We start from the raw sequence: 17,447 nt of genomic DNA, 5'->3' as shown, positions 1-17,447 counted from the left end.
GATAGTTCGATGGTAATCGAACTATGGTATTGAACGCTACCCCCCTGTTATGATCTGCCCCATGCGAGCCTTTAAACACCCTACCCTGCAAGAATTGACGCTTGAGCGCGTGCTGTACGCCCTCAGCGACCCCGTGCGCCTGGACATCGTGCGCTGCCTGGCCGGCGTGGCCGAAGCCACCTGCGGCGAACTGGACGGCGGGCGGCCCAAGTCCAGCATGTCTCACCACTTCAGGGTGTTACGTGATGCGGGCCTGGTGCACACGCGCAATGTGGGCACCACCCATATGAATTCGTTGCGCCGTGAAGAGCTTGAGGGCCGCTTTCCAGGGTTGCTGGCGAGTGTTCTTGCGCAATCCTAGCGGGCGTTTTGCCCCTCAGGACGCAACAGGCTGCAGCAACACGCCATTAAGGTGCACGCAGTCCTTGCCATTGCGTTTGGCGCCATAGAGATTTTTGTCCGCCATCTTGAGCACCGCCGATAACTCGTCACCTGGCGCGAAGCGTGCCATGCCCGCACTGCAGGTGTAGTTGTGAGGCGCGGCAACACTTGAGCGTATGGCCTGCAACAAACCCAGCACGAACTCACGGGCGAAGGCCGGGTCATCGTCCTGCAACAACACGCCGAACTCTTCCCCGCCGATTCTTCCAAAGCTGTGGCTGCCTTTGGCGTTTTTCAGGCACACGGCCATGGCCCGCAGGATCTTGTCACCGACATCGTGACCGTACAGATCATTTTTTGCCTTGAAGCTGTCGATATCCAACATGATGAAGTAGCCAGCCTGGCCGCTGTCGAGCAACTGTTCGAAGCTTTGCATAAAAGCGCGACGGTTAAGGATCGAGGTCAAATAATCGGTTTCGGCCAAGGCGCGAAACTCGCTTTCCACCAACAACACCGAACGCAGGTTCTTCAAATACGAATAACTCAGGATAAAACCGATGGAGACCGAAGATGCGCAAAATATCAGCAGATAAGCCTGTGTTCCTGCATATATATCGGCCTGCATCGGCGACCATAATATGGACCAGACCAACAGGGCGCCGACCAGATAGTCCTGAACACTGATAAACAAGATTGCACTACCCACCACCAGAGTCACGGCCAGGGGCAAGCCGTAGATACGCAACTCCTGATTAAGGCCAATGACATAGGCAAACCCCACGGACAACATCACGATATAGGCCACTCCCAGCATCCGCCACAGTAGAAAGTTGGCGGTTTTGGAGTGAACCCGGCATACCAGCAACAGGCCAATGGTGACACCCAACATGGACAGGTCGAACTGCATGGCCGGATGAATCAGCCAGATACCGACCCAGGCAATGATCCCGATCCATTCCGCTTGGGTCACCGCAGGCGACAATAACCTGCGCATCCTGGGCCTTAACTTCAAGTTAGCAGGCATCCTTACGCTCCCATCTCAATAGCATGCAGGCCCAGCGCAAAAGAAAAGGCCATAAAGCGTTTTACCAGGCTGACAAAAGGCGGCAGCACTTCCAGCCGGGTCTTGGAGTGAGCTTTGAAATACCCCTTCTCGACGCCCTCCTGGACCATTCGAATAATGTGGGTCTTGGACACGGAAAGTTGCTTGGCCAAGGCCAGGTAAGACGATGATCGGAACGTGGCCCGATCATTTTCCGGCGCGAAGGCATCGTTATAAATCGCCAGCATCAACAGATGCCCGGCGTCTCTTTTCACCAACCAGTAACACTCGGGAAGCAGTACATCCACCGTGAGATCGGCGTCGAGGATAATGGCAAAGCCCTTGAAATAAAGGGACAGGAAGCCACGGTCATCCAACTCGCGCATTTGCCGGAAAATCGCCCGCTCAGGGTAAAGCCGCGCCAATGACTCGGTGAGCGAGGTCAACATCAAACGCGCTTCGCGACAGGCCTCATCCGACGGCGCGTAGACCCTGAAGCGACTGTCTTCGGGGTGCGGCGCGACGTCCATGAAGCCCAGCGCCCGCAATAACAGGAACATTGATTCCAGGCTGTTTTTTGAACAATACCTGCGCGTCACACACAGGGTCTTAACTTCCGACAATAACGGTAAGGGTGTGGCGAAGTATTCACTCAATAAGGCAAACGACACCATCAAACGGCTGTATTTAAGTGCACTCTTGTAGAAAAACGGTCTTCGGGAATAGGGCACGAGCAGCACGTGGTAATGCGCTCTCAGGCACGATTCAAAATCCTTATGACGTTCGAGCGCTTGCGCGGTATTACACATAGCCGACTTCAACGAACTGACATGCATGAAAGAGCCCTGATCATCCAACTTGATTCCACTGATCTCAGCTACGAAATCCCTGCAGCCCGGCCCCAAAACAAATCACGTGGTAAACCCTACGGTTAATGGCTTTTTGCCTCGAACGCAATGTACAGCGATTGCCGGACAAGACGTCATCAGTACCAAAGTTGTTCCAGATTGAAGTGGACCCTGTGCGCACACCTGCGCGTAACTTCTCGTTACATCCTCCGAAGCTAGTGACTGGTCGACGAATCGATTCAGCAACCGGCGAACCTTTCTCCCTTGCGTGGCGTCGTAACAGAGCATTGTTGCCAATTGCCCGCCGCGAGGTTCTCGTTTGAAAGCTGCCGTCCTGAAGAAATACCGCCTGATCATCAAGACCATGGGCTATGTGGGCTGGGCCCTGTTCTGGCTATTGCTGTGGGATGTGGCAGTAACCGTGGACTTCATGTTGTTTCTCACCACCAAGATCAACCTGCCGCTGATGCCACTGACATTGCTGGGTTCGGCGCTGGTGGTGTTGATCAGTTTTCGCAACAGCAGCGCCTATAACCGCTGGTGGGAAGCGCGCACGTTATGGGGGGCGATGGTCAATAATTCGCGCAGCTTTGCGCGCCAGGTGCTGACTCTGCTGGATGACCCCGACGGCGAAGTGAACCCGATCAAATCCACACTGCTGCGCCGCCATGTGGCGTATGTGAATTGTCTGGCCGCCCACCTCAAGGGCGAACCCTGCCCGGATGAAGTGCGAGCGTTTATCCCGGCCGAGGAATTCGCCCGCAATGGCGCGACCAACAATTTTGCCAATGACATCCTGACCGGGTCAGCGGCGTTGCTGGCCAAGGAATACAAGGCCGGCCACCTGGACAGTATTCGCCTGGCGCGGCTGGAGTCGACCCTGGTCGACCTGTCCAATGCCCAAGGCGGCATGGAGCGCATCGCCAATACGCCACTGCCCTACCCCTACGTGTATTTCCCGCGGCTGTTTATCTCGCTGTTCTGCCTGATCGTACCGGTGGGCCTGGTGGAATCCCTCGGCTGGTTTACCCCGCTGGCTTCCACGGTAGTGGGCTTTATGCTGCTGGCCATCGAGCGTATCGGCACCGACCTGCAAAGCCCGTTTCACTCCAGCGAACATCAGATCCAGATGGAGGCGATTTGCGAAACCATTGAGAAGAACCTGCAATCGATGCAGCGCGATGCGTTGGCCTGAGCCAAGGCATCATCGCCGTAGTTGTAAAAGACTATTACGAGGCACAATGTACTAACCGGTTACTTATCTTGCTAAAATCGCGTCTTTGCCCTCTCTCACTCGAGTCTATTCGACATGAAACGAGCATCGCGCGCCGCTGGCGTCTCTAGATTTCTACTCCTGGGCCTGGGCGTTGTCATCGCCCTGCTCGGCCTTGCGCTTGCCGTGGGCGGCGCCAAACTGGTCAGCCTGGGAGGTTCCTGGTACTTCCTGGCAGGTGGCGTGGCCATGGCTGTCTCCGGCCTGTTGATCGCTCGGCGCAAGCCTGCCGGGGCGTGGTGGTTTGCCGCGTTCCTCGTCGGTACGGCCGTATGGGCGGTGGCCGACGTGGGCCTAGTGTACTGGCCGCTGTTCTCGCGGCTGTTCATGTTCGCGGTGATCGGCGTGGTGGTGGCGCTGGTGTATCCATTGCTGGCCGGCAAACCGGCGCGTGGCGCTTATGCGGTCGCGGCTTTGTTGGCAGTCGGCGTGGCGGTGGCGGCAGGCAATATGTTCGTCGCTCACCCAAGCGTAGCGCCGACCGGTGCTGGCCCTGGCATCACCCCGGTAGCCGAAGCCGATGCACAGAAAGACTGGGCGCACTACGGCAACACCGAGGGCGGCAGCCGCTTCGCCGCGCTGGACCAGATCAATCGCGACAACATCGACAAACTCAAAGTCGCCTGGACCTACCACACCGGTGACGTGGCCATCAGCGACGGCAACGGCGCCGAAGACCAGCTGACGCCCTTGCAGATCGGCAACAAAGTCTTCATCTGCACCCCGCACAACAACCTGATCGCCCTGGACGCCGACACCGGCAAAGAGCTGTGGAAGAACGAGGTCAACGCCCAGTCAGCGGTGTGGCAGCGTTGCCGTGGCATGGCCTACTTCGACGCCACTGCGCCGATTGCCCAGCCGACCCAGCCCAACAGCTCGCCGATCATTGCCGCCAGCGTGCCTGCCGGTGCGCAGTGCCAGCGTCGCCTGCTGACCAACACTATTGATGCGCGCCTGATCGCCGTGGACGCCGACACCGGCAAGTTCTGCGAAGACTTCGGCACCCATGGCCAAGTGGACTTGAAAGCCGGCCTGGGTAATGTGCCGGACAGCTACTACCAACTGTCCTCGGCGCCCTTGATCGCCGGCACCACCGTCGTTGTCGGTGGCCGTGTCGCCGACAACGTGCAGACCGATATGCCAGGCGGCGTGATCCGTGGCTTTGATGTGATCAGCGGCCAGATGCGTTGGGCGTTCGACCCAGGCAACCCTGAAGACAAGCAAGCGCCGGCCGCGGGCAGCACCTATGTGCGCAGCACGCCGAACAGCTGGGCACCGATGTCCTACGACCCGCTGATGAACACCGTTTTCCTGCCGATGGGCAGCTCCTCCACCGACATTTACGGCGTGGAACGCACCCAGCTGAACCACAAATATGGCGCCTCCGTGCTGGCGCTCGACGCGTCCACCGGTGCTGAAAAGTGGGTCTACCAGACCGTCCACAATGACCTCTGGGACTTCGACCTGCCGATGCAGCCGAGCCTCATCGACTTCACTGCGCCGGGCAGCAACAAGGCAGTACCGGCCGTGGTGATCGGCACCAAGGCCGGGCAGATCTACGTGCTCGACCGCGCCACCGGCAAGCCGCTGACCGACGTGCAGGAAGTGCCGGTCAAGGCCGCGAACATTCCCAACGAACCGTACTCCCCGACCCAGCCAAAATCGGTGGGTATGCCGCAGATTGGCGCGCAGACCCTGACCGAATCGGACATGTGGGGTGCTACGCCGTACGACCAGTTGCTGTGCCGTATCGACTTCAAAGGTATGCGTTACGACGGCCTGTACACCGCACCGGGCACCGATAAATCCCTGAGCTTTCCGGGTTCGCTCGGCGGCATGAACTGGGGCAGCATCTCCACCGATCCGGTACACGGCTTTATCTTCGTCAACGACATGCGCCTGGGGCTGTGGATCCAGATGGTGCCGTCGCAAAACAAGGCCCAGGCTTCTTCCGGTGGTGAAGCACTGAACACCGGTATGGGCGCCGTGCCGCTCAAGGGCACGCCTTACGCGGTCAACAAGAACCGCTTCCTGTCGGTGGCCGGCATTCCCTGCCAGGCACCGCCATTCGGCACCTTGACCGCCATCGACATGAAGACGCAAAAAGTTGCGTGGCAAGTGCCGGTGGGTACGGTTGAAGACACCGGCCCCCTGGGCATCCGCATGCACCTGCCAATCAAAGTCGGCCTGCCGACACTGGGCGGCACGTTGTCCACCCAAGGCGGCCTGATCTTTATCGCCGGCACCCAGGACTTCTACCTGCGCGCCTTCAACAGTGGCAACGGTGACGAAATCTGGAAAGCCCGTTTGCCGGTCGGCAGCCAGGGTGGCCCGATGACCTACGTGTCGCCAAAAACCGGCAAGCAGTACATCGTCGTCACCGCCGGCGGCGCGCGCCAGTCCACCGACCGTGGCGACTACGTGATCGCCTACGCCCTGCCGTAACCCCCTCTGTTCGCGCGGTGCTCCCGCACCGCGCTTTGCGTTTGGAACCCCGCATGAACCCTACTTCTCATACCTCCCTTGGGCGCCTGGTGCTCGGCCTGGCGTTGACTGCTGCCCTGCCCGTTCAAGCCGACGACACCACCCTGACCGGCGACTGGGGCGGCCTGCGCCGTGAACTCGACGCACAAGGCATCCGCTTTACCGGCGACTACAGTGGCGAAACCGCTTACAACGCCCACGGCGGCCAGCATCGCTCGGCGCGCTATTCGCAAAACCTCAAGCTCGGCGTGCAGTTCGACCTGGGCAAGCTTTACGGTTTCAACAACGGCGACCGCATCCAGCTGACCATCAACGACCGGCGCGGCAACAGCGCTTCCGAAGACCTGGTGGGCAACCGCCTGCCGATCCAGGAAAACTACGGCGGCCTCTACACGCGCCTCACCGAGTTGAGCTACGAGCGCACGCTGTTCACCCCCGCACTCAACGTCAAGCTCGGCTACATGGCCATGGGCAATGACCTCGGCGGCCTGGACAGCGGCATTCTGTGCAACTTCATGAACGCCGGTTTCTGCGGGCATCCGCTGAACATGTCGGGCGGCAGTGGATGGGCCAACTACCCGAATGCGCACCTGGGCGCGCGGGTGAAATATGACTTTTCGCCAAACTGGCAACTGCGGGTGGCGGCGTTCAACGTCGACCCTTCCAGCAATGGCAACTCCAGCCGCGCCTGGCACCTGGGGCCCAAGCACACCACCGGCACCGTGGTGCCCATCGAGCTGATCTACAAGCACGCGGGCAGCCTGCCGGGTGAATACAAACTCGGTTATTACTACGACAGTTCCGATGTAAAACGCATTGGCAGCAACAAGGACGTCAGCGGCCGCGGCGGTCACTACCTGTTGATCGACCAGGCGGTGTGGGCCTCCCGATCCTCCCAAGGCCGCAGCTTGCACGCCTTCGGCCAATACTCTGCCGCCAGCGAAGCAGCCTCGCCGTTCACCAAGTGGTATGGCGCGGGGCTGGTGCTGTACAAACCGTTCGACAGTCGCCCACGGGATACCGTCGCCCTCGGTTATGGCCGTGCAGTGCCCAACCCGCGCAGCCGGGATAATGCGGATGCGGCCTACGCCAACCTGGACAACGCTGAACAGCTGATCGAACTCAGCTACGGCTACCAGGCCACACCGTGGCTGACCTTGCGCCCGGACGTGCAATACATCATCGAGCCGGGGGCGTTTTCCGCACAGAACATCGACAACGCGCTGGTGCTGGGAATGCAGGTGAAGGCGACCTTCTAGTCAGCCGGCATCCAGGGCTCTGCCGCGCCCGCCATTTTTCAACATCGACGGATTGATCCCGAACTGCTTGCGGAACGCCGTGGCGAAATGGCTGGCGTTGGCATAACCGAGGTCCGAGGCGATGCGCATCACCGATTCATTGCCGCTCATCAAGCGGCTGCGCGCCTGGATCATGCGCGTCTGCTGGAACACGCCATAGACGCTGTTGGAGAACAGTTGGCGAAACCCGCGGGTGAGCTTGGGCTGGCTCAAGCCGGATTCACGGGCCAACTCCGACAGGCTTGGCGCCTTGCCCAGGTCTTCCAGCAAACGATCGCGGGCCCGCACCAGACGCTGGCGGTCGGTGTGGCTGACGCGGCAGGTGCATTCGCCATCCTGGCGCGCTTCGAGGAACAGACTGACCAGTGTGACACTTTGCCCGTACAGCCACAGGCTGCTGCGCGGCGGGGCCGATGGCAGGCTGGCGCCGTGGTCCATGGCCAGGCCGAGCATGTGCGCGGTAGCACTCATTTCACCGCTGCGATGGCCGTCGAGGAAGCAATGTTCGCAGGCCAATGCCTTGTTCAGCAGCGGGTCGAGCTTTAATTCCCACTGGGCCAGCAACTCGGGGCGGATCATGACGGTGATGTTGTCGATCTCGCCGTGCTGGTGATATAGGCCATGGCGGCAACGGCCAAAGCTGATGCTGCCCGCGCCCTCATCAATCACATAGCGACGTTGTCGGCGCCCATCGCGAAAGCTGCACGCGGCCTTGCCCTTTAGCAGGTTGGTGAAGCTGAAGTGAATGCATTCGCTGTCGTCTTGCAAGGGCAACTCTACCGGCTGCTCAAAGGTGCTCTGCCAACGCAGGATGTCCAGGCCCTCCTGCAGGGTCATACGCGTGACCCGGCAATGCGCTCCCGGCCCCAGATCGCTACCAAACCCTCCCGTAATGATTCGCGAGACCGGCATCGGTTCTCCTGCGCCTCCCTGAACGGCTGACATCGTAAATCTCCTGGCTGACCGGATACGGCTCGAATCAGACCACATCGGGGTAGAACTCTGCAATTGATAATTATTAGCATTTGGCGTACCGCACGTGCCAAGCCAGATTGCTGCTGCCCCTGAGCAACGCACGCCGATCAGAACTCTCAGTCAAGGTCCCATCATGTCTGCACGATGCAACACGGCGGCTACCCGTCAATCTTGCTACAAATGTAATAGTATAACAATAGTGATTGCTTTGACACTGACCCCTCCTGCCTTCGCCGCCACCCTCAGCGAACCCCTGCAACTGCCCGCCTCCACGGTAACGGCGCGCATGGCCCAGGAAGATTCCAAGGAAGTGCCGATCAGCGTCAGTGTGGTCGATGGCGAACAACTGCGTACCCAACGCCTCGATACCCTGGAAAGCGCCCTGCGCAATACCTCAGGGGTCAGCGTCAATTCTTCCGGCGGGCCCAACGACTTCAACGTGTTGATCCGCGGTGTCGGTTCGCTTTACCAGATGTCCATGGACGACAGTTCGGTCGCATTCAATATCGACGGCGTACCTGTGTCGTCGCGCAGCCTGGGGTTCGGCACCCTCGACGTCGACCGCATCGAAGTGCTCAAGGGGCCGCAGGGCACACTGTCCGGCGCAATCGGCCAGGCCGGTGCCGTGAATATCACCACCCGCCAACCCAGCCGGGAACTCGAAGGTTATGTGCGTGGTGAAGTCGGCCAGAAAGGCCAGTTCCTCACCGAAGGCGCCATTGGCGGACCGCTCAGTGACAGCCTCAGCGGCCGCCTGGCGGTGCGACGTGCCGGCTACGACAGCTGGATCGACAACGACCAGACCCATAACCCCATTACCAAACCGCGCAACGAAGCCTATCGCGCCAGCCTGTTGTGGGACCTCAACGATGACACCCACGTGCTGTTCAGCGCCGAACGCCAGCAGACCGAACGCGCCACCAATTCCCTGGTACTGCGCCCCTACGGCAGCCACCCGAGCCTGGATCTGACGCCCGGCCTGTTCGACGACAACGACAAGACCACCGAGCGCTACACGATCAAGGTCGACCACGACTTCGCCAACAGCCGGCTGACCTCCACCACCGCCACTGGCACGGCCGACTTCACCGGCTTGATCGCCTACGACAGCAAGCTGATGGGTGCCCTCTATGGCACGCCCGGTGAGTTCTGGGTGGTCGATAAATCCTTCGAGCGCAGCTGGAGCCAGGATATACACTTGGGCTCATTGCCCGATTCCGACGTGTTCTGGGTCGCCGGCGTCGCCGCCAGCCGCAATGAACGCAGCTACGACACCCCACGCAACACCTACGGCACCTCCGGCGCCAAGTTCCGCGACTTCACTACCACCACCTACGCAGGCTACGGCGAAGTGACTGTCCCGCTCACCGAGCGCCTGAAACTCACCACCGGCTACCGCCATTCCTGGGACCGCAAGACCTACGACGGCCAATACTTCTCAGGCTCGAGCACCGTGGACGACTCGCGCACACTCACCGACCACTACGGCACCGGCCGCGTCGCCCTGAGTTATGCGATCACCCCACAGACCAACGTCTACGTGCAATTGGCGAGAGGGTATAAATCCGGCGGGTTCAATGATTATGCCTCCCAGGTCAGCGACAGCGAACCCTACAAGGCCGCCGTCAGCAAGGCCGTCGAACTGGGCTTCAAGAGCGAGACCGACGACCGTCGCGGCAGCCTCAACGGCGCGCTGTTCTACACCCGCGTGCACGATGATCACTTGCTTGGCTACGACGCGGCGACCTTCGCCACCAACGCCTTCAACGCCGACACCCGCACCCGCGGCGCCGAGCTGGAAGGTAGCTGGCGCTTCGACTACGGCCTGACCTTGGCAGCCAGCGCGACCTACCTCGATGCCAAGATCACCAGCGGTGTGCAAGGCATCCAGGCTGGCGACGTCGCCGCCGGCAACCGTACCCCCGATGTACCACGTTGGAGCGGCAACTTTAACGCCAGCTGGAAACATCCTTTGGGCAGCCTCGCCAGCCTCGGCGAAACCACCCTCAACACCAGCCTCAACTACCACCTGGTGGGCGAACGCGCTGCCGATCCGCAGAATCACTTCAATCTGGATAACTATGAAAAGCTTGACCTGAGGGCGGGGCTGGAGAGCAAGTTTGGCGAGGTGTATGCGTTTGCCGACAACCTGTTGAACCAGACGTATGACACCTATGGTTTCTACAGTGACCCGGTGGCCTATGGTGGGCCGTCGCGGCGGCGGACGGTGGGCGTGGGCTATACCTATCAATTCTGAACCGACGCGATTCGGCCGGCTGTCCTGAGTTCAAATGTGGGAGGGGGCTTGCTCCCGATGGCGGTGGATCAGTCACAGATGTCCTGACTGACACTCCCCCATCGGGGCATGGGTATCTACACAGCTGTGTAGCAGCCGACGGTAACCACGATGCGCAGCGAGCCGCTCTCGCTCTTGATCTGCTTTTGATCTTGATCTCAGGCACCCCGTTAAACCACGCTGGCCGGAATTCGACAGGGATTTGGGGGGTAAACCGGCAGGGATGCCGGTTTAGCCGCCCCGCGCCATGGATGGCGCGTGGCGGCGGCCCCCTAAATGCATGTCGGATTACGGGCACACCGAGCCTAAGCGAGGTGCCGAGTGGTGGGGCAAGAGCGTTTGGTTACTTTGCGCTTTTCAAAGTGACCCGCTGTAAAAGCGGAACCAATAGTGGCCGTTACCTAAATAATGGATATGTACTCGGTCTGATCCAACATCCTGGTCAACTGTCAGGTCGCCAGCGGGAGCAAGCCCCTCCCACATTGCACCCAGTGGCTGCCTCAGAACTGATAGCTATACCCCACCCCCGCCGAACGCCCGCGCCCCGGCATCCCGGTCAGCACCGTATCAGTGGAATACGAGCCATACAGGTCATACCGCGCATCCAGCAAGTTATCACCCCACAGATATACTTCCGACCCCCCACTCTCTACTCCAAGGTGCAAGTCCAGCTTGGCATACCCCTTGAGGTCGTAGTGGTTCTGCGGATCCGCCGGGCGGTTTTTCTGGATGCGGTAATTGAGCAAGGTATTCAAGCGCGGCGCCGGCAAGCCCAGCAGTTCGCCCAAGGGTTTATTCCAGGCCACGCTGAAGTTGCCACTCCACAGCGGTACATCCGGCACGCGGCTGCCCTTGGCCACATCACCACCGGACACACCCGGTGCGTCCGAGGTGACCACCGCATTGGTGTAGCTGATGGCACTGCCCAGGGTCAGTGCATCGGTGACATGCCAGGTGCTCGACAACTCGGCGCCTTTGCTGCGGGTATCAGCATTCACTGCGCTGACTGCCAGGGACGTGAAGTCATAACCCAGCAAGTGATCATCCTGCACACGCGTAATGAACAACGCGCCTTCCAGACTCAGCGCGCCGCCTTCGCTTTCATGCTTGAAGCCGACCTCGGCGGAGTTCACCTTGGCCGCCTTGTAGGGTTCGCTGTCCTTGATCGAGGTGGCGTAGTCGTTGAATCCTGCCGACTTGTAACCCCGCGACAGCACCGCATACAGGTTGGTCTGCGGCGTCCACGCGTAGCTCAGGGCCACGCGCCCGGTGTTGTAGTCGTCCTGCAAGCGTCGGCTGTCGCTGACCAGCTTGCCGCCACCGCTGTAGTCGGCGCCGTAGGTCTTGCGGTCCCAGGTGTGGCGCAGGCCAGTGGTGAGTTTCCAGTCTTCGGCAATCGGGAAGGTGACTTCGCCGTAGGCGGCATAACTGTTGGTGGTGAAGTCGCGCAACTGCTTCGCGCCGTTGGTGAAGTTGTTGGAGTCAAAGCTGCGCTCGGAGCGCGACAGGTTCACCCCGGTCACCCAGAACACCTCGGCATCCGCCAGCGAACCCAGGCGCAGGTCCTGGCTCCAGACCCGCTCGTGGGCCGAGTCTTCGATCAGGTATTCAAACGGTTGACCATACAGCGCCTGGGTGATGTTGCGGTCATAACCCTTGACCGCATTGAAGTCGGTGCTGGTGTAGGCGCTGATCGAGGTGATCCGGGCCTGGGCCAGGTCATGGTTGAGCTCGAAGGAATAACGCTCGTTGGTCTTTTTGTTGCCATTGAACGTACCCGGGGTGTAATCGAGACTCGGGCGATTGCCGAACGGGCGCAGGATCTCCGAGCCGGCATAATGATCGGCGCGCTGGCGTTCGACGGTCAGCAGGCCGGTGGTCCCTTCATCGTTGTCCCACAACAGGCTGCCGCGCAATGCCAGGTCGCGGGGCTTGGTCAGGGGGTCGCCATCCTGCTGGTCATCGACCCAGTTATCAAAGCCGCTGCGCCGCACGGCAAGTCGCCCGGCCAGGGACTCGGTCAGCGGCCCGCCCACTGCGCCCTCGGTCATGAACTGGCCCTGGTTGCCCACCTCGCCGCGCACATAGCCTTCCAACTCACGGGTGGGTTTGCGGGTGGTGACGTTAATCGCGCCGGCCTCGCTGTTACGTCCGAACAGCGTGCCTTGCGGCCCCTTGAGCACTTCCACTTGCTGTACGTCGAGGGTGGCCATTGCCGCGTTGCGCACTGACATCGGCACGCCGTCCACGTTCAGCACCACCGAGCCGTCATCCATGCTCATCTGGTTCAGCGAGCCGACCCCGCGGATGCGCACGTTGGCATCGTTGGCGCCGCCCCAGGAGTTCACATCCACCCCCGGCGTGGTACGCAAGGCATCTTCCAGGGTGCGTAACCGCCGGGTCTCAAGCGTTTTCCCATCAAGCACCGAGAGACCGAATGGAATGTCCTTGGCACTTTCCTGGTTCAACCGCGCACTGACCGTCACCGGCGCCAGCTCGATGGTCTCGCTGCTGACGGCGGGTTGATAGTCAGCGGCATAGGCCGTGCACATCTGGCTGGACAAGGTCAGCGCCATGGCTTGGGTCAATACGTTGGCGCGCCAACCTAAAGGACGACGCAGCGGCTGGATAGACAGTTCAGATGACATGGCAAAGCTCCAAAAGACAGGGATGATTCAACTTCATTGCACAGGCCCCCAGCGCTTGAGCGCGGCGGCAATCGCAGGATCGGAGGGCGCGCCCAGCAGGCCCTGGATCGCGGTTGGCCATCCCTGGCCGTTACGGACATCGGCGGTCAGCGCCGTGAGCTGTTCCGGAGTTTGCCCGGCGACCCAGTCAAGGCTGACCAGTGCGGCATAACTGGCGGCCCACCCCTGTTCGCGGGCATCGGCCAGGGTGCCGACGGGCTCACCGTCGTTGCCCAGGGCACGGGTCAGGTCGTCGGCCATCAGCTTGACCAGCGCTGCACGGGCATCAGCACCGTCGATGTCCTCCACACACAGCAGGCCCAGCGCACCTGCCACACCCTGGCTGAGCCACAGGTAGCCGGGGGTTTGGCGCAGGTTGCTCGCCTCGACCAGCGATTGGCGGGCAAGCAGTTCGGCGATATGGGCACGGCGCGTCCAGCGCCCGACGCCTGTCGGCGCCACGTCCCAATTGGGTGACTGGCCAAGCAGTAAATGACCGTGACTCAGACGGCTGGCACCCATGCCGACAGGCCACTGACTCAGTTGTTCGACGCTGGGGCGGCTGCCCAGGCGCCGCGCCACACAGGCGCTCATCGCGTCCAGGTCCTCCTGCACTTCACGGGCGGTGTGCTCGCGGCTGATATCCTTCTGAGCCGACGTGGCATAGGCAAAGTCCAGCGGCCCCTCACTGCTGCCGCTAAAGGCCTGGCCATCGACCTCAAGCTGCCATTGCCAGTGCCCGGCCGGTGCGACGGCATCCACCGCCACCGCCGCACCCGTCGGCAACCGGGGCACCGCTGTCGGCAACCCGGCTTCGCTGCGCTGGGCCGGTGCACGCAACAACCGCTCACTGTCCAGCCCCAGGCGTGGCACCACACGGTGCGCTTGCAGCCACACACCCTGAGGCCCAAGCCAGAATGCTTCACCTTCGGCAGGCCAGCCGTCAGCACTCACCGTCCAGTTCAACACCACCTGACAACCGCTTGCTGCGCACCCCTCCAACGGCACCCGCAGGTGCTCGGTGGCGTGTTCAAACACAACCGGGCGCCCCATCACGCTGACCGCTGTCACCTGCATCCCCGGTGGCAACTCGGCATCGAGGCCGGTAGTGAGCACCCCATCCAACGTCCACTGCCCCACCACCTGCCGGGCGGCCGAATCGACCTGCACCTGCAACTGCCCGCCCGCCACCTGCCAGGCACTCGCCCCGGGCAGCCAGCGCCGTTCCCAGTCGGCGCGTTCGGCGCGCTGCTCGGCGACAGACTGGTAATCACCCTGCTCCACCAAATGCCGCTGCAACAACACGCCGCTGCCAAGCAAGCCGACAGCACCCAGAGCCAGCAACACACCGGGCAAGCCGAGCAAACCGCGGCGCACGTCGCTCAATCGACGACGCTCCGGCCCACGGGGCAAAGCCAGTGCCGCGATCGCGAGCATGACCAGGCAACCGGCCAGTTTCCAGCCGGCCAGGGTCGTCAGAAACGCCAGCCACGGCGCCCAGCCGGTCAGCAGCGACACACTCACATGCGCAGGGATCGCCATGGCATAGGCCGGATAGGTGACCAGGCCCAACTCATGGTTGAGTACCAGGAAGAACGTCAGCAGCATCGAGGTGGCATACGCCAGCCCGGATCGGCGGATCAGCGCATGCACCAGCACCGTGAGCATCGCCAGCTCCACCAGCGGCGGCGCGAACACCAACGCCTGATACACCAGCACAAAGCCCGGCGCCAGGCTGTCGGGCGCGGCAATCGCACTGATCAGCAAGCTGGCCAGGCCCGGCACCAGCGCAAGCGTCAGGGTCGCCAGCAGCACACAAGCCACCCGCCCCAGCAATCGCAACCACGCCGGGGCCGCCGTTGCCTGCAACATAGCGCCAAACCCTTCGACGTCATCGCGCCGGCACACCAGCCCAACCAGCGCCGCTACGATAAAGGCGATCACCAGGAACAACGCACTCGACAACAACGGCAGGGTCAGGTCCGCCCGGGGCACCATCGGCCCCCGCGCATGCCACACGCCGTGGACAAAGCCACTGAGCACGCCCATCACCAACAGCAAGCCGAGCGCCACCCACCAGAGGCGCCGGGCAAACAGCTGGCGTACCTGCCAACGTGCCTCGCGCCACAGGGCGCTCGACCATTGGCTATGGGTCAGCGGGCCAGGCAAGCTCACTGCGCCTGTCAGTAACATCGGCGGCTCCGCCAGCACTGCCCCGCTGCGTTTGCCCATCAAGCCCTGGCGCGTGGTGCGGGCCAATACCGCGGCCAATAACAGCAGCGGCACAACGCACCACAACAGCCGGTTAAGCCAGAACCCCGGGGTCAAGGCCAACAGCGATTGGGATTTCTGCGCGGCGCTCCAGGTCTCGACCTGGGCCTGGGCAAAGGTGAACAACGACGGGTCCAGGCTGGCAGCCAACAGCGGGTTGATATGTCCACCCTTGAGCACCACCACGGCAAACATCCACAGCAGCATCAACACCGTCGCCAACCCAAACGGTGCCGCCAGGCCACGGCTGCGCAAGGCCAGCAGGTAATACAAGGCCCCAATCCCGGTGCTGACCGGCAACAGCAACGCAACCCAGGCAAACCCCAGCGCCGACCACATCGGTGCACCGATACTCGCGGCCGGCACCCAGCCGAGCCAGCCCAGTACCGGGCTGACCAGAAAGCCCACGATCAGCGAACCGGCGAGCAAGCCACCCACCAGCGCCGCGCCGATAAAGCGCCCCCACAGCAGCGCCGGCAGCGACAGCGGCAAGGCCAGCAGCACCTCTTCCAATTGCGCCTTGCGGTCGCGCAGTGCCGGTTGGGCGAACACCCAGGCCCAGGCGAAAAACAGGAAAAACATGCAACCGCACGACATCAGGTAGATCAGGCTCGGCGCATTGCGTGCGATGTCGCTGGCGCCCATTTTCTGCACATAGTCGGCGTTGGTCAGGGACATCAGCAAATAGCCGGTGAGGCCCAGGAACACCAGGAGTGGAATGCCGCTGCGCAGTCCGGCGCGCACTTGCACCCAGGCCTCGCGCATCAAGAGAGCAAAGGTATTCATGCCGCGACTGCCTCGCCAGCCTGGGCCAGCGCCAGGTAATAGATGTCTTCCAGGCGCGGCGCGAGGGGCCTGAAGCGCGGGTCAGCCGGACGTTCGCCGTGCACGATCACGCGGCTGCCGTCGGGGCTCGCCGCCACATGCAAGGCGTCGGGCAGCGGCTCACCACGGCCGAACGACGCCTCCCATAAACGGCCCTGCTCAGCATCGAGCAAATCCGCCGGGCGCCCTTCGACAATAATCTGCCCAGCGGCCAGCACCGCCAGGCGGCTGCACAGGTTCTCGACGTCTTCAACGATATGGGTCGAAAGCAACACGATGGACTCGGCCGCCACATCCGCCAACACCCGGTGAAAACGGTTGCGCTCGGCCGGGTCGAGACCGGCGGTCGGCTCATCGACGATCAGCAAGCGCGGCGAGCCGATCAAGGCCATGGCAATGCCGAAGCGACGCAACATGCCGCCCGAATACGTGGCCAACGCCCGGTGCGCGGCTTCCTGCAGGTTGACCTTGGCCAGCAAGCCCTCGACTTCCTCGCGGCGCTGGCGAGTGTCGGTACGCCCCTTGAGCCAGGCAAACCGATCAAGCAAATCCCGTGCACTCACTCCCGGATACGCCCCCAGCTGCTGTGGCAAGTAACCCAGGCGACGACGCAAATGCCCGGCATCGGCCAACACATCCACACCATCCAGGTGGATGCTGCCGGCGTCCGGCTGCTGCAAGGTCGCCAGGGTGCGCATCAGGCTGCTTTTGCCCGCGCCATTGGGGCCGAGCAAACCGTACATGCCCGGCCCCACATTCAGGTCAACACCGCGCAGCGCCTCAACGCCATTGTTGTAGCGCTTGCACAAACCGCGCACCTGCAAACCCGAATCGACTGACATCCACAACTCCCTCAAGGACAAGCCCTGCAAAAGGGCGGCGAGCGACGGTAGTCAAGGGCGGCGGCGCGGCTCTACCCGATTCAAGTCATTTTCCAACCGTATCCCGCACGCTGATCGGCGTTATGCCCCACCCCTCACACGCCCGAAACCGCGCGAGGGAAACGGATACGGGGCAAAAACGATTCGATCCGGGTAGTCGAGACAATGAGAATGACTAGCATCTCC

Annotated in this window: 11 protein-coding genes; 5 read left to right on the top strand and 6 right to left on the bottom strand. The window is 61.8% G+C overall.

Annotation, left to right across the window (positions count from 1 at the left end; genetic code table 11):
* The first annotated feature begins 61 nt into the window (after positions 1 to 61).
* Positions 62 to 361 (top strand): helix-turn-helix domain-containing protein, encoded by a 300-nt coding sequence (locus tag IH404_RS11995; RefSeq protein WP_242462658.1) that lies wholly within the window; start codon positions 62 to 64, stop codon positions 359 to 361.
* A gap of 15 nt (positions 362 to 376) precedes the next feature.
* On the opposite strand, the gene IH404_RS11990 is transcribed toward IH404_RS11995, so the two are convergent.
* Entirely contained in the window at positions 377 to 1,405 is a 1,029-nt protein-coding gene (locus tag IH404_RS11990; RefSeq protein ID WP_194440491.1) for a GGDEF domain-containing protein, read from the bottom strand.
* A gap of 2 nt (positions 1,406 to 1,407) precedes the next feature.
* The gene (locus tag IH404_RS11985; protein WP_228309729.1) at positions 1,408 to 2,259 is read right to left on the bottom strand and encodes a hypothetical protein; all 852 of its coding nucleotides are present in this window, start codon (positions 2,257 to 2,259) and stop codon (positions 1,408 to 1,410) included.
* A 331-nt stretch (positions 2,260 to 2,590) separates the two neighbouring features.
* On the opposite strand from IH404_RS11985, the gene IH404_RS11980 reads away from it, so the two are divergent.
* From IH404_RS11980 to IH404_RS11970, 3 genes are all read left to right on the top strand, one after another.
* Complete coding sequence (locus tag IH404_RS11980; protein WP_005787467.1) at positions 2,591 to 3,466, top strand: bestrophin family ion channel; 876 nt, start codon at positions 2,591 to 2,593, stop codon at positions 3,464 to 3,466.
* Positions 3,467 to 3,580: 114 nt separating this feature from the next.
* On the top strand, positions 3,581 to 5,989 hold the full coding sequence (locus tag IH404_RS11975; RefSeq protein WP_005787465.1) for a glucose/quinate/shikimate family membrane-bound PQQ-dependent dehydrogenase: 2,409 nt from the start codon (positions 3,581 to 3,583) through the stop codon (positions 5,987 to 5,989).
* 53 nt (positions 5,990 to 6,042) lie between these two features.
* Positions 6,043 to 7,287 (top strand): carbohydrate porin, encoded by a 1,245-nt coding sequence (locus IH404_RS11970; RefSeq protein WP_005787463.1) that lies wholly within the window; start codon positions 6,043 to 6,045, stop codon positions 7,285 to 7,287.
* Here the strand turns inward: IH404_RS11970 and IH404_RS11965 are convergent, their stop codons facing one another.
* Positions 7,288 to 8,271, bottom strand: coding sequence for an AraC family transcriptional regulator (locus IH404_RS11965; protein WP_157264151.1), 984 nt, complete (start codon positions 8,269 to 8,271; stop codon positions 7,288 to 7,290).
* A gap of 229 nt (positions 8,272 to 8,500) precedes the next feature.
* Here IH404_RS11965 and IH404_RS11960 point away from each other — a divergent pair, with 229 nt between their 5' ends.
* Entirely contained in the window at positions 8,501 to 10,558 is a 2,058-nt protein-coding gene (locus tag IH404_RS11960) for a TonB-dependent receptor (RefSeq protein WP_232289420.1), read from the top strand.
* A gap of 539 nt (positions 10,559 to 11,097) precedes the next feature.
* Here IH404_RS11960 and IH404_RS11955 read toward each other — a convergent pair.
* From IH404_RS11955 to IH404_RS11945, 3 genes are read right to left on the bottom strand one after another with little or no spacing between them, the layout of a single operon-like run.
* Positions 11,098 to 13,245 (bottom strand): TonB-dependent receptor, encoded by a 2,148-nt coding sequence (locus tag IH404_RS11955; protein ID WP_194440490.1) that lies wholly within the window; start codon positions 13,243 to 13,245, stop codon positions 11,098 to 11,100.
* 33 nt (positions 13,246 to 13,278) lie between these two features.
* The gene (locus tag IH404_RS11950) at positions 13,279 to 16,341 is read right to left on the bottom strand and encodes a hypothetical protein (protein WP_194440489.1); all 3,063 of its coding nucleotides are present in this window, start codon (positions 16,339 to 16,341) and stop codon (positions 13,279 to 13,281) included.
* Complete coding sequence (locus IH404_RS11945) at positions 16,338 to 17,222, bottom strand: ABC transporter ATP-binding protein (protein ID WP_194440488.1); 885 nt, start codon at positions 17,220 to 17,222, stop codon at positions 16,338 to 16,340. Before IH404_RS11945 ends, IH404_RS11950 begins: the two co-directional genes overlap by 4 nt.
* Positions 17,223 to 17,447 lie beyond the last annotated feature (225 nt).

The sequence above is a fragment of the Pseudomonas sp. OST1909 genome (assembly GCF_015277575.1).
In the GTDB taxonomy this organism is placed as follows: domain Bacteria; phylum Pseudomonadota; class Gammaproteobacteria; order Pseudomonadales; family Pseudomonadaceae; genus Aquipseudomonas; species Aquipseudomonas synxantha_A.
Note: the sequence above shows the minus strand (reverse complement) of the source record. Positions and strands in the feature narration are given on the sequence as shown.